15 protein-coding genes are annotated in these 13,366 nt (G+C 41.7%); 8 read left to right on the forward strand and 7 right to left on the reverse strand.

The genetic code is table 11. The features are described 5' to 3' along the window. Window positions 1-243: 243 nt before the first annotated feature. Entirely contained in the window at window positions 244-1,485 is a 1,242-nt protein-coding gene (locus E4635_RS15210; RefSeq protein WP_135527558.1) for an ABC transporter permease, read from the forward strand. On the opposite strand, the gene prmC is transcribed toward E4635_RS15210, so the two are convergent. Continuing rightward, window positions 1,486-2,343 carry a peptide chain release factor N(5)-glutamine methyltransferase gene (prmC, locus tag E4635_RS15215; protein ID WP_135527559.1) on the reverse strand — a complete coding sequence of 286 codons (858 nt, stop codon included), beginning with the start codon at window positions 2,341-2,343 and terminating at the stop codon, window positions 1,486-1,488. A gap of 1 nt (window position 2,344) precedes the next feature. Continuing rightward, window positions 2,345-2,830 carry a GNAT family N-acetyltransferase gene (locus E4635_RS15220; RefSeq protein ID WP_135527560.1) on the reverse strand — a complete coding sequence of 162 codons (486 nt, stop codon included), beginning with the start codon at window positions 2,828-2,830 and terminating at the stop codon, window positions 2,345-2,347. 98 nt (window positions 2,831-2,928) lie between these two features. Here E4635_RS15220 and ribD point away from each other — a divergent pair, with 98 nt between their 5' ends. From ribD to E4635_RS15235, 3 genes are read left to right on the forward strand one after another with little or no spacing between them, the layout of a single operon-like run. After that, on the forward strand, window positions 2,929-3,945 hold the full coding sequence (gene ribD, locus E4635_RS15225) for a bifunctional diaminohydroxyphosphoribosylaminopyrimidine deaminase/5-amino-6-(5-phosphoribosylamino)uracil reductase RibD (protein ID WP_135527584.1): 1,017 nt from the start codon (window positions 2,929-2,931) through the stop codon (window positions 3,943-3,945). Then, a complete protein-coding gene (locus E4635_RS15230) occupies window positions 3,942-4,550 on the forward strand; it encodes an HAD family hydrolase (protein ID WP_135527561.1) in 609 nt (202 codons plus the stop codon). The genes ribD and E4635_RS15230 overlap by 4 nt, the downstream gene beginning before the upstream one ends. Before the next feature lie 12 nt (window positions 4,551-4,562). Next, window positions 4,563-5,174 carry an IMPACT family protein gene (locus E4635_RS15235; protein ID WP_135527562.1) on the forward strand — a complete coding sequence of 204 codons (612 nt, stop codon included), beginning with the start codon at window positions 4,563-4,565 and terminating at the stop codon, window positions 5,172-5,174. A gap of 102 nt (window positions 5,175-5,276) precedes the next feature. Here the strand turns inward: E4635_RS15235 and E4635_RS15240 are convergent, their stop codons facing one another. After that, window positions 5,277-5,678, reverse strand: coding sequence for an acyl-CoA thioesterase (locus E4635_RS15240; protein WP_135527563.1), 402 nt, complete (start codon window positions 5,676-5,678; stop codon window positions 5,277-5,279). Between the two features lie 198 nt (window positions 5,679-5,876). Between E4635_RS15240 and dnaA the strand changes: the two genes are divergently transcribed. From dnaA to E4635_RS15255, 3 genes are read left to right on the forward strand one after another with little or no spacing between them, the layout of a single operon-like run. Then, a complete protein-coding gene (dnaA, locus tag E4635_RS15245) occupies window positions 5,877-7,304 on the forward strand; it encodes a chromosomal replication initiator protein DnaA (RefSeq protein ID WP_169630283.1) in 1,428 nt (475 codons plus the stop codon). Window positions 7,305-7,306: 2 nt separating this feature from the next. Beyond that, window positions 7,307-7,777, forward strand: coding sequence for a low molecular weight protein-tyrosine-phosphatase (locus E4635_RS15250; protein WP_169630284.1), 471 nt, complete (start codon window positions 7,307-7,309; stop codon window positions 7,775-7,777). Then, window positions 7,774-8,499, forward strand: a complete 726-nt coding sequence (locus E4635_RS15255) for an SAM-dependent methyltransferase (protein ID WP_169630285.1) — start codon at window positions 7,774-7,776, stop codon at window positions 8,497-8,499. The genes E4635_RS15250 and E4635_RS15255 overlap by 4 nt, the downstream gene beginning before the upstream one ends. Here the strand turns inward: E4635_RS15255 and E4635_RS15260 are convergent. From E4635_RS15260 to dapF, 4 genes are all read right to left on the reverse strand, one after another. Further along, window positions 8,496-9,017, reverse strand: a complete 522-nt coding sequence (locus E4635_RS15260; protein WP_317133532.1) for a peptidoglycan-binding protein LysM — start codon at window positions 9,015-9,017, stop codon at window positions 8,496-8,498. The two genes, E4635_RS15255 and E4635_RS15260, sit on opposite strands and share 4 nt — an antisense overlap. Before the next feature lie 321 nt (window positions 9,018-9,338). Next, the gene (mltG, locus tag E4635_RS15265) at window positions 9,339-10,370 is read right to left on the reverse strand and encodes an endolytic transglycosylase MltG (protein ID WP_135527566.1); all 1,032 of its coding nucleotides are present in this window, start codon (window positions 10,368-10,370) and stop codon (window positions 9,339-9,341) included. An 11-nt stretch (window positions 10,371-10,381) separates the two neighbouring features. Beyond that, a complete protein-coding gene (locus tag E4635_RS15270; RefSeq protein ID WP_135527567.1) occupies window positions 10,382-10,915 on the reverse strand; it encodes a GNAT family N-acetyltransferase in 534 nt (177 codons plus the stop codon). A 33-nt stretch (window positions 10,916-10,948) separates the two neighbouring features. Then, window positions 10,949-11,728 carry a diaminopimelate epimerase gene (gene dapF / locus E4635_RS15275; RefSeq protein ID WP_135527568.1) on the reverse strand — a complete coding sequence of 260 codons (780 nt, stop codon included), beginning with the start codon at window positions 11,726-11,728 and terminating at the stop codon, window positions 10,949-10,951. 158 nt (window positions 11,729-11,886) lie between these two features. Here dapF and E4635_RS15280 point away from each other — a divergent pair, with 158 nt between their 5' ends. Next, the gene (locus tag E4635_RS15280; protein WP_135527569.1) at window positions 11,887-13,281 is read left to right on the forward strand and encodes a Do family serine endopeptidase; all 1,395 of its coding nucleotides are present in this window, start codon (window positions 11,887-11,889) and stop codon (window positions 13,279-13,281) included. Window positions 13,282-13,366 lie beyond the last annotated feature (85 nt).

A 13,366-nucleotide genomic window follows, 5' to 3' on the forward strand; every position in this document is an offset into this window, starting at 1 on the left:
GCCGAAGCGATACAGGCCATGGTGTAGCCCTGATGGAAGCGGCATCCTTTTTCCCTTGGGCAAACTTGCTTATTACGCCAATGCGGCGTGGGGAAAAGATACAGCGTACAGCAGGAACAACAGCCTTCTGGAAATCCGGGCGATTCGCTCCTAAAACTTTGCAAATATCTTACTTTTTACCCTATTTATAAAAATTAACCTTCAAAACTTGTAACAAAAAAAGCACTTTGCTGTCCAATTTGTATGTTTGGATTATTCAGAGAAAATGTCAGAATCGCGCTGGGTTCTATAAAAACGCAGCTGCTCCGCACCATATTAACGGTGCTTATTATCGCTATTGGAATTACTGCTTTGGTAGGTATCCTGACAGTGGTTTCGGCCCTGGAGAACACGCTTTCCAAAGATTTTGCATCGATGGGTTCCAATACTTTTACGATAAACCAATACGACAATCTAAGCCGTACCGATGGCGATGGGGAACGGAAAATAGTCAATCCTATAATTTCGTATCCTGAAGCGAAGGCTTTTAAGGAGAATTTCAATTTCCCTTTCACGAATACTTCCATTTCCTTTACCGCAACCTCAACTGCGGAGGTCAAATATGAAAACGAAAAGACAGATCCTGAAGTTGCCGTTTTGGGTGTAGATGAATATTACATGCCCAATTCGGGTTTGGAAGTCGTGGATGGCCGTAATTTTACTGCTTTCGATATTGCCAACAACAGTTATGTATGCGTGTTGGGTTCCGATTTTGCGAAAGGGCTGCTGAAAGACGTAAACCCGATAGACAAAATTATTTCCGTAAGAGGCGCCAAATTTAAAGTCATTGGCATTTTAAAAGAAAAAGGATCAACTTTTGGAAACAGCCAGGATTTAAGGGTAATGATCCCTATCCAGGTGGCCAGGACCTTGTTTACAGCCCCAAACATCAATTATACCACCACGGTGATGGTCCAGAATAAGGAAATGGTAAGCCAGGCTGTTGACAATGCCACAATCAGCATGCGGAAAATACGCAAATTGAATCCTGTGGAAGATACTAATTTTGGTGTTTCCCGCAGTGACGATTTGATCAATAAAATACTCGGGATAACGGATTATCTGGGCATTGCAGCCATTATCATCAGTGTGATCACGATTTTGGGATCCTCTATAGCCCTTATGAACATCATGATTGTTTCCGTAACGGAAAGGACCCGGGAAATCGGGGTCAGGAAAGCACTCGGGGCCAAAAAATCGACCATTGCGATCCAGTTTTTCATGGAAACCATTGTGATTGGCCAAATGGGAGGACTAGTAGGCATTTTCCTTGGCCTTATCATAGGATTTGGTATTTCCGCCGCTATTGAATTTAATTTTGTGATTCCCTGGATGGCGATTTTCAGTGCTTTCCTTGTGAGTTTTTTGGTAGCGATTGTTTCCGGGCTGTATCCTGCCATTAAAGCATCGCAATTAGACCCTATTGAGGCTTTGCGTTACGAATAATTACGGTTTCACGGCCAAAGTCATCCGGTCGTTCCCGTACATGTCCTTTCGTAATTCTATGTTTTTAAAATTATGGTGCTCCAGCAATCCGACCATCTCTTTTCCAAGATATTGATTGATTTCGAAGTATAGTTGCCCATTTTCAGAAAGGTTCCTGGAAGCTAGTTCGGTGATTTTCCTGTAAAAAAGCAAAGCATCGGTATCTTCTACAAACAAAGCCAGGTGCGGCTCATATTCGAGTACGTTCCTGCGGATTTCCGCTTTTTCCAAATGCCGGACATAAGGCGGGTTTGAAACGATAATGTCAAACTGCTGCCCCAAGTCTTCGGTTTCCAATATGTTTTTTTGAAGGAAAGTAACCTCAGCCTGGTTTCTATCGGCATTCTTTTGGGCCGTAGCCAATGCTTTTTCAGAAACATCAATGGCATACACTTTAGCATCCGGGCAATTTTTAGCCAGGGAAACGGCAATACAGCCGCTGCCTGTTCCTATATCCAGTATTTTTAAGGGCAATCCAGATTTAGAAGCGGTTGCATTTGAAAGAATCCAGGCGACCAATTCCTCTGTTTCAGGCCTTGGGATCAGGGTGTTTTCATTTACGTAAAACGGTAATCCGTAAAACTCCGTTTCTCCTAAAATATACTGAATGGGCTTATGCTCCCTGAGTTGTGCCAAAACTGTTTCCCATTGGTAGAGCTGGATGGCATCCATTTCGATCATCGGGTCCAAAGCCAGGTCGATGCGTTTCATCTGATGGAAAGCTTCTAAAATAATATAGAAAAAACTCTCGATTTCTTTTTCGTCAAAATCAGAGGCCAATTCCTGGGCAAATTGCGACCGGTAGTTTTTCAGCAACATATTACAACTTTTTTATCATCCAGACCGGGCAGGAAGAATGGCCTGTGCAACCCATAGGCGTTTCAAGGTATTCAAAGCCGGTTTTTACATATAGTTTTTGGGCCGCTTCCATATACGGCATGGTTTCCAGGTAGCATTGCCTGAATCCGAGGCTTTTGGCTTTGCCAAGGCAAATATCCATCATTTTGGAACCCAATCCCAAACCGCGCGTTTGCGGCAGGAAATACATTTTTTGCAATTCGCATACATCGGCAGGGCCGTTCTCCAAAGGCGCTATTCCTGCTCCGCCAATGATTTTACCATCTTTCTCCACTATAAAATACATCGTTTGTGGCCCGGAATAGGCTTCAAACATATAATCCAACTGCGGATCGGCATAAGCAGTCCCTACTTTGGGCACATTGTATTCCGTTAAAACAGCACGGATTACCTGTGCAATTTCAAGATTATCAGTCTTTTGGATTTCTCTAATGACGGGCTCGCTCATTTTAGTCAGAAATGGTTATTTTTGTGATGTGAAGATACGAAACGCCAATGAAAAAACAGCCTTATTCCAAAATAGTTGAAGGCAATCCTGACAATCCTATGCAAAAAAACAATTCCTTAGATGAATTTTATATCCGCAGGTGTATTGAACTGGCTAAAAACGGTTTGGGAACCACTTATCCTAACCCTTTGGTTGGCAGTGTTATTGTCCATAACGGAAAAATCATCGGGGAAGGCTGGCACCAAAAAGCTGGCGAAGCCCATGCAGAAGTACATGCCGTACATTCGGTAAAAGACAAAACCTTATTACCGGAAGCTACCATTTATGTAAGCCTGGAGCCTTGCAGCCATTTCGGGAAAACCCCGCCTTGCTGTGATTTGATCCTTGCCCACAAAATCCCGAATGTTGTCATTGGAACACCGGACCCTTTTGCCAAAGTTTCAGGAAACGGCATCCGGAAACTACAGGAAGCCGGGACGAATGTCACCGTCGGTGTCCTGGAAAACGAATGCAATGAACTCAACAAGCGTTTTTTCACTTTCCATACTAAAAAAAGGCCCTACATCATTTTGAAATGGGCCCAGACATCGGACGGCTATATTGCCCCTGCTGTCCGGGAAGCTCAAAAACCGGTCTGGATCACGAATACTTATTCGCGCCAGCTGGTCCATAAATGGCGAAGCGAAGAACAGGCCATCCTTGTCGGCACGCAAACAGTCGTGGACGACAATCCAACTTTAAACGTAAGGGACTGGACAGGAAACAATCCTGTAAGGATAGTTTTAGACAAAAATAATCGAATTTCAAAAGAAAGTTTTATATTTGATAGTTCGTCCAAAACAGTACTCATTGATAACCAGGTTATTGATTTCGATAAAAATCCGGCCACACAAATAGCCGGTTATTTATATAAAGAAGGCATACAATCAGTAATCATTGAAGGCGGAAGGCAGACCCTGCAGACTTTTATAGATGCCGGTTTGTGGGACGAAGCAAGGGTGTTTTTCGGGGAAGCTTCTTTTTCCGAAGGAACCAAAGCGCCCGTAATTACAGGGCAGGCAGTGCAAAAAAGCAAAATAGGAAGTGACGAACTAGTAATCTATTCAAATTTATGATTAACACTATTATTTTCGATTTTGGCGATGTTTTTATCAATCTGGATAAAGGAGCTTCGCTTCATGCATTAAAAAAACTAGGGCTGGATTCCTGGAATGGGGAACTTGAACACCTCAACCATGAATTTGAGAGAGGGAAACTAACCGAAACCCAATTCATCATTGGCCTGAAAAAGCTGATCCCAAATGCTTCCATCGATGACTTGAGAATGGCCTGGAGTTCTGTTTTGCTGGATTTCCCTTTGCACAGGCTGGAATTTTTGCAGCGGCTTTCTATGAAATACCGGTTATTCCTATTGAGCAATACCGACGAAATACACATTTCAAAATTCGAGCATCAGGTGGGTGCCACTTTTGCCAGGGAATTTTACCAATGTTTTGAAAAGGTCTATTTTTCATGCGAAATCGGGTTACGAAAACCAGATCCCGAGATCTTCAATTATATCATCAAAAAACACGATTTGTCCATGAAACGTACTTTGTTTATTGATGACATGAAAGAAAACACCGATATTGCGCATTCACTCGGCATGCACGTCTGGAACCTTCAGGTGGGCCATGAAGATGTTGCCGACCTCATCGATAAAAAATTCATAAGCCGATAAATTCATTCTTTTTTGGAAATACAAGACACTTATCTCACCATTGCCAAAGCCTCTCCTGAAATTTTATTCAAAGAAAAAAACAGCAAATTTTTTGGCTATGCCTTTCCCATTGATTCAGAAGAAGAAGTAAAACCGCTCATAGACCAGCTCAAAAAGCAGCATTTTTCCGCCCGACATTGGTGTTATGCCTACCAGACAGGCACAATCAAAACCCATTACCGGGCAAATGATGACGGCGAACCGAACAATTCGGCAGGAATGCCTATTTACGGCCAGATCCAGTCTTTTGGGGTAACCAACACATTAATTGTAGTGGTTCGGTATTTCGGCGGTGTCAAATTAGGAGTGGGCGGGCTAATAAGTGCTTACAAAACCGCTGCGCAAATGGCCCTGGAAGAAGCCGAAATCATTGAAAAAACCATTGACGTCCATTTCCTGGTCCGGTTCGACTATAAAAACATGAATAAAGTGATGCGGGTCATCAAGGAAAAAAACATTGCCATCATTTCGCAAAAAATGGAAGAAAACTGTTTAATCGAAATTGCCACCCGTGCCAAAAACGCCAAAATGGTTTTTGAGACCTTTGAAGGCTTGTTTGAAATCGAAATTGAATACAAGGAATAAACCAGTCCAAAAAAAGTTACCGGCGTTTAAAAAAAATGCCAAAATAAATTTGACATTTTTAACGCTTTTTTTGATGAAAAAATTACAGAAATAGAACCCGAATTACAGATTCTTTAATTTTTCAATAACATACTCCGGCGGGAGTGTTGGGCGGCCGGTTTTCATGTCTACAAAAACCAAAACCGAGTACCCGGTTGTTAACAACTCATTGTTGATATTATAAATCTCATAATCAAAATCTATCTTCACCGAACTCTGGCTTTTGAAAATCGTTTTTACCGTCAATTCATCATCATAACGGGCCGGTTTTTTATAGTCCATTGTAAGGGAAACCACAGGAAGCATAATTCCGGTTTCTTCCATCCATTTATAGGAAAGCCCAAGGTTTCTAAGCCATTCCACGCGCCCCATCTCAAAATACTGCGCATAATTCCCATGATAGACAACACCCATCTGGTCTGTTTCCGCATATCTGACACGCACCTTAAATTCGTATTCTCTCATTCGTTTTACAACATAAAAATTAATAATTCTTTAACACTTACAAAATACCGTTACAACATTTTTTTTATAAAATCAATATCAAAAAAATTTTTTTTTAAAGATTTTATAACCCATATTTGCTATCCCAAATTACTCTAACAGAAACCAGTTTTTTTTATCAGAAAAAACCTTAATAATTTAACTATAAGAATGCAAACAATGAATAAAACTGCGGAATCGGTCTGGGATAACTGTCTATCATTCATAAAGGATAATATTCAGGAGCAAGCTTACAAAACTTGGTTTGAACCAATCAAGTCAGTAGAGCTTACAGACAACGCACTTTATATTCAGGTACCCAGTAAATTCTTTTACGAATGGTTGGAAGAACATTACGTTAAACTGTTAAAAGTAGCTTTAACCAAAGAACTTGGAAAAAACGCGAAGTTACTTTATAAAATCAAGATGGAAAACACTTATGGCAATAAACTTCCGTTTACGGAACAATTGCCGAGTGCACATCGTTCTCCTGTAAAAACACAGGAAATCGATGTTCCTGTACAGCAGAAAAACCCGGAATTAAAAAACCCGTTTATCATTCCAGGGATCCGGAACCTTAAAATCGAATCCCAGCTGAATGCCAATTACAGTTTTGACAATTTCCTGGAAGGGGATTCCAACAGGCTGGCCCGTTCTGCGGGTATGGCTGTCGCGAACAAACCCGGAGGGACTTCCTTTAACCCGCTATTGATTTTTGGAGGTGTCGGGCTTGGAAAAACGCATTTGGCCCATGCCATCGGTGTGGAGATCAAGGACAAATACCCGGACAAAACCGTACTGTACATTTCTGCCGAAATTTTCACACAACAATATATCGATTCGGTTAAAAAAAATACCCGGAACGACTTTATCCATTTTTATCAGTTAATCGATGTCCTAATCATTGATGACGTGCAATTCCTTTCCGGGAAAACCGGGACCCAGGATGTCTTTTTCCATATTTTCAATTACCTGCACCAAAATGGCAAACAGGTTATTTTAACTTCGGATAAGGCACCTGTTGACATGCAGGATATAGAGCAGCGCTTGCTGTCCCGTTTCAAATGGGGGCTTTCTGCCGAACTGCACCAGCCGGATTACGAAACCAGGATTTCAATCCTGAAAAACATCCTGTACCGTGACGGTGTTGAAATGCCGGAAGACATCATCGAATATGTTGCCCGCAACATCAAAAGCAACGTACGGGAACTGGAAGGCGCCATCATTTCGCTAATCGCCCAATCTTCTTTCAACAAAAAAGAAGTGACTATCGAATTGGCAAAGCAGGTGGTCGAGAAATTCGTTAAAAATGTAAAACGTGAAATATCCATTGATTACATCCAAAAAGTAGTCTCCGATTATTTCCAGCTGGACATTGACACGCTGCAGTCCAAAACCAGGAAACGACATGTTGTTCAGGCAAGGCAGTTGGCGATGTTTTTTGCCAAAAGGTTTACCAAAGCGTCCCTGGCCAACATCGGATCCCAAATTGGGGACCGTGACCATGCCACTGTGTTGCATGCCTGCAAAACGGTAGACAACCTGGTATCCACCGACAAACAATTCAAGAAATTTGTTGACGATATCAACAAAAAACTATCCCTGTAACTATGCCTACCCGGATTTTAATGGTCTGCTTGGGAAACATTTGCCGTTCTCCATTAGCCGAAGGTATTTTGCGTTCCAAACTTCCGGCAACAGCTTATATCGTAGATTCAGCCGGAACAGGGCATTGGCACGTAGGCAATCCGCCGGATGCCAGATCGGTTAAAATAGCCCGGGAAAGAGGCCTTGACATCTCCAATTTGCGCGGACGTCAATTCTCTAAAAAAGACTTTGCCGATTTTGACCACATTTATGTAATGGACAGCCAAAACTACCGTGATGTCATTGACCTGGCTTCGGATGAAACAGAAAGAGCAAAAGTACAACTGATACTCAACGAAATTTTCCCCAACGAAAACGTAGACGTCCCGGATCCTTATTACGGATTGCAGGATGGTTTTGAGAAAGTATTCGATATGCTTGATACGGCTTCGCAAACAATCGCTGAAAAACTCCTGAAAAACAGTCCCAAATGAAACCAATTACTTTTTTAGGCAAATTGTACCTCATCCCGACAACTTTGGGAGAAATGAATCCTGAAGATGTTTTACCGGCAACTATTAAAAGGAGCATTGAATTTATTGATGATTATATTGTCGAAAACGAAAAAACGGCCCGTCGGTTTATAAAAAGCGTCTGTCCCGAAAAAAAACAGCCGGAACTGAAGATTTCTGTGTTGAACAAACATACGCAAACCCAAGAGCATCTTGAATTCATCAAACCTTTATTGGAAGGTAAAAATGTAGGATTAATGAGTGAAGCGGGTTGTCCCGGAGTTGCTGATCCGGGAGCGGTAATTGTAAAATTGGCCCATGAAAAAGGCATCCAGGTGGTTCCGTTGGTAGGGCCGTCCTCAATTTTACTAGCTGTGATGGCTTCCGGCATGAATGGCCAGAGTTTTGCCTTTAACGGCTACCTTCCTATTGATAAATCAGAGAAAAAACAGGCTTTGAAAGGGCTTGAGAAATTATCATTCGACAAAAACCAGTCACAGCTGTTTATCGAAACACCCTATCGCAACAACAAACTCCTGGAAGACATGCTGCAGATATTGCAACCGAACACCAGCCTGTGCATTGCCTGTGACATTACCCTGCCTACAGAATACATCAAGACCATGACGGTTAGTTTATGGAAGAAACAAAAGGTCGATTTACACAACCGGCCAACTCTTTTCATCCTTCATAAAATGCATTAGTACTGCCTCGCTTTGGCCTTTTCGTTGGCAACGATAAAATAAGTGTCGTAACCGGCAAAATCCTTTAAATATTCTATTATGGATGTGCCGTAGCCATCTTTGAATTTTCGCCTTCCGTTTGTCCTTAAAAACCTTTTTACCGATCCGGCGCCGCCAAGATGAGCCGCCGCCAATATTCCTGATTCCGTAATCTCGATACCCCTGATTGTTTTTCCTGAATATTTTTCGATTTCTTTCCGCAGTTCCCATTTGTTCCTGGACAAATTAGCCAAAAAAGCCCTTTCCTGCATCTTTTTATTCCTTAAAAATGCCAAAGTATCCCGAATGCCTAAAATTTTAAGTGTGGCAGATCCGAATTGGTATTTCCCAAGATAACCAAAGGAATTTACTTTGTGGTACCTTCCCTGAGATTCACGGACGGCTAGGCTCTGCTGGAAGCCAATGAAGGTTTTTCCTGTAAAGGGGAAGTCAAAAATTGTTTGGTTAAGTTCAATTTCGGTAGGAACTGTACAAATCATTTCCTGTTTTTCGGGTATCCGGAACCAGGGATATAATTTTAAATAAAAAGGTGTAAAACCAGAACTTAGTATTATGATTGAGGCAAATAATCCGATATTAACTATCTTTTTCTTTGTCATAATAGTATATTTTCTTTCAATCCGGGCAGATTAAAAAATTTCTACACTACTAAAGTACTCATAATTTATAACATACTGACATTCAAATCATTGAAATTTATCAACAGGTTTATCAACCTTTATTTCGAGTTAAAAAAAAATCCCGGCCCTTTTTGAGAAAAGCCGGAATCTATTGTAAAAGATATTCTTTCTGTTTTGAAATTATTTTTCTATGCCCAATTTAGTAACCCATTCTGCATATTTTCTGGCATTCACCTGATGTTCCTCATAGGTTGTTGCAAAATCATGGTACCCAAAACGTTCCACACTGGCACAGAAGTAAATGTAATCGTGTTTTTCAGCATTCAGTACGGCATCTACGGCTGATATGTCCGGCATGGCAATAGGCCCGGGAGGCAAACCGATATTCACATACGTATTGTACGGCGAATTGATCCGCAGCATTTCCCCACGTACCCTTTTGATGATTTGGTTGAAATCACCGGAATTCCTTTTTACGGCATAAATTACCGTAGGATCGGCCTGTAACGGCATTTCCTGCTTAAGCCTGTTCAGGTACACTCCTGCCACACGCGGGCGTTCATCTGTTTTTACCGTTTCTTTGTGAACAATGGCTGCCAGGGTAATTACTTCTACCGGGGTCATCCCCAATTCTTTTGCTTTGGCCAACCTGTCGCTGTTCCAGAATTTATGGTACTCATCCGCCATTTTATCCCTGATTTTTTCGGCAGGCGTATTCCATTTCATTTCATAGGTATTCGGAATGAACATCCCTAAAATAGTTTCGTTATTGAATCCGTTTTTTTCCATAAAAACAGAATCCCTGATAGTATTGATTAGGGTCGTACTGTCTACTTCCATCTGCGAAGAAATGCGGGAAACCAGTTTTTCCAGGCTTTCCTGGTTGTTAAAAGCCAAATTCAAAGGCATATTATGGCGAAGCGCGGAAACCAATTGCAGGTTGTTCATCCCCTTTTTGAACAGGAACCGTCCCGGGAAAACATTTTCATCGTAGGAACGCTTCTCTGCGGCAAACTTGAATTTATCGATATCCTTGACATAAGGTTCAATAATTTTCAGGACATCTTCATACTTCGAACCCGTAGGAACAAAGACGTAGAGCTCTTTCTTGTCAAATTTAGTATTCCCCGAAAGCAGGTAGATGTAACCGTAAACGGCAACGGAAACCATTAGGGCCAAAGCAGCAATGATGGCGATTTTCTTTTTACTCAAAACTATTTCTTTTAATGTTTTCTATGAATCAACTGGAACAGTTCTTCATCAGTATATTTTCCCTGATGAAAGTTCCAGTCTTTTTTGGTTCCAATTTTTTGAAATCCAAAAGTAGTAAAAAGCTTCAAACTTGCTTCGTTATTACTCCCAATATTTGCAAACAATTGATGTAAATTTAAATGGTTGAAAGCATATTTTATCAAAAGTGAAAGGGCTTCGCTCCCAATGCCCTGATTCCTGTTTTTTTTATTCTCGATGACAATTCCTATGCCCGCCCGATGGTTTTTCGGGTCAAAATCGAACAAATCTATCAGCCCGATGGGTTCCAAAGTATCGTTTTTACAAATCGCCAGGCGCAGCTGTTTCGCCTGGTGGATATCCTGGTGGGCATTTTCAAGGTATTGCATGATCAGGAACCTCGAATAAGGGGTTTGCGTATTGCTCACTTCCCAGATGGTTTCGTTATTTTCAATAGCGAAGACAAAATCCAGGTCTTCCGGTTCAAGTGCGCGCAAATAGATTGTAATTCCTTTTAGTGTTACCATTGCATTTGCCCTTCAACTTTTCTCCGGGCGGTATTAATTAAATTTTATATTCCCTTCAAAGACAAAAGTCGCCGGCCCTTTTAGGAAAACCTGTGTAAAGAAACCGTTTTTCTCGGTAAAAGAAACCTCGAGTTCCCCTCCTGCTACACGCAGCTGGATAACGGAACTGCCTGTCTTACCGGTAGCTTTCATAGCGATGGCCACGGCAGTTGCGCCGGTCCCGCAGGAAAGTGTCTCATCTTCAACGCCACGTTCGTAAGTGCGCAGGGTAAATTTGTCTTCATCCGTTTGTGTTACGAAATTGACATTGCTCCCAGCCTTCCCGTACAAATCCCCGTAGCGGATTTTGGCCCCTTCGTTCCGTACATCAAAAATATTCAAATCTTCGACCAACTGGACATGATGTGGTGATCCGGTGTTCAGGAAAACATGGTTTTCATGCTCGTGCACCTCATCCACATCCTTCATTTGCAGCGAAACGATACCCTTATCATCGATGGTAGCATTATGCAAACCATCTACGGCAATAAAAACGGCCTGGTTTTCTATGATCCCCAGTTTTTTGGCAAAAGCCACCAGGCATCGCCCACCGTTACCGCACATCGAACTTTCGTTACCGTCGGAATTATAATAAACCATTTTAAAATCTGAAGATTCGTCATTTTCGAGCAGTATCAAACCATCGGCGCCAACACCAAAACGGCGGTCGCAAATTTTTTCGATTAGCTTTATATCATCTTTGGGAAATTGCAGCGCCCTGTTATCAATCATGACAAAATCATTCCCGGTTCCTTCGTATTTGTAAAATTGCATCTAATGTAAATTCAGTTGTGTAACAAAAGTAAATCTATACAAAGTTACAAATATTAATGATACGTTAAATGTTGTTAAACGGGCGTTAAACTCGATTTGCGAATACAACAAAATTTTAAATTTACGTTCAGTATTTAAAATCAAATAATTACACCATTATGAAAAAATTTGCAAGTTTATTTTTTGTGTCTTTGTTAAGCGGCGCAACAACGCTGGGAGCTTACAAATTATTTATGGACGAAGATTCTTCTCCAAAATCCAGATTATCAATCGCGGGCGGCAATTTTACAAGAACGGTCGGGCTTTCGGGTGAAAATACCGATTTTACCGTAGCAGCCGACAATGCCATCCATACTGTCGTGCACGTCAAGAACCTGACGGTTTACAATGTGCCGAATGACCCTATATTTGAATATTTCTACGGATCCAGGGCAGGCGGAGGCCAGCAAACACAAATAGGCACCGGTTCCGGGGTCATCATCAGCGAAGACGGCTACATTGTAACGAACAACCACGTGGTCAAAGATGCTACCGAGCTCGAGGTAACCCTGAACAACAACAAAACATACAAAGCCAAATTAGTTGGGACCGATAGCAAAATGGATATTGCGTTGCTGAAAATACAATCCGACGAGAAACTTCCGTATGCAACCTTCGGGAATTCAGACAATATCAAAGTAGGCGAATGGGTTTTGGCTGTAGGGAATCCTTACAACCTGACATCAACGGTTACGGCTGGTATCGTTTCGGCAAAAGCCAGGGATTTGTCCAACAACGGCATCCAATCCTTCATCCAGACCGATGCAGCGGTAAACCCTGGGAACAGTGGTGGTGCGTTGGTAAACACCCGTGGGGAACTGATCGGGATCAATACGATGATTTCGTCCCAAACCGGTTCTTATGTAGGGTATTCCTTCGCCGTTCCTTCCAACCTGACACGCAAAATTGTAGAAGACCTGATGGAATACGGCAATGTACAGCGCGGTGTTTTAGGTATTGAAGCAGGAGAATTAAACAGTGCTACAGCAAAAGAATTCGGAATCAAAGAAACTTCAGGTGTCTTAATTGGCAAGGTTTCCAAAAATTCCGGTGCTGAAAAAGCCGGTTTGAAAAAAGGGGACATCATTGTAAAATTAGACGATAAAAACATCATGTCCTTTACTGACCTGACCTCGTACATCAACACAAAACGCCCTAATGATGAAGTAAAGGTAGGCATCATCCGTGACGAGAAAAACATTTCGATACCGGTAAAGCTAACCAAGAAAGAATTAATCAATTACGACCTGAAAGGGCTTGAGTTGGAAGACATTGATGCCGCCGACAAGAAAAAATTCAAAATAAATTACGGTGTAAAAATCGACAATATCACCAATGAGGACCTTGCCGGTTATGCCGACCAGCTCAAAGGAGGCGTGATTTTGAGCGTAGACAACGTAAAAGCCACAGATATTGAAACCATAACCAAGGTACTATCCCGAAAAGGAGAAAACCAGCGTTCACAGATAGAATTGATTACGGCCAACGGCCAATTATTGAGGTTCTTATTATAAATGAAATGCTTACACCAATTAACCGGCCTTGTTTATTGCAGATAAGGCTGGTTTTTTTATGCAAAAAATCTCCTAAATAGTTGTA

Origin of the sequence: Flavobacterium humi, assembly GCF_004745595.1 — a bacterium.
Classification (GTDB): domain Bacteria; phylum Bacteroidota; class Bacteroidia; order Flavobacteriales; family Flavobacteriaceae; genus Flavobacterium; species Flavobacterium humi.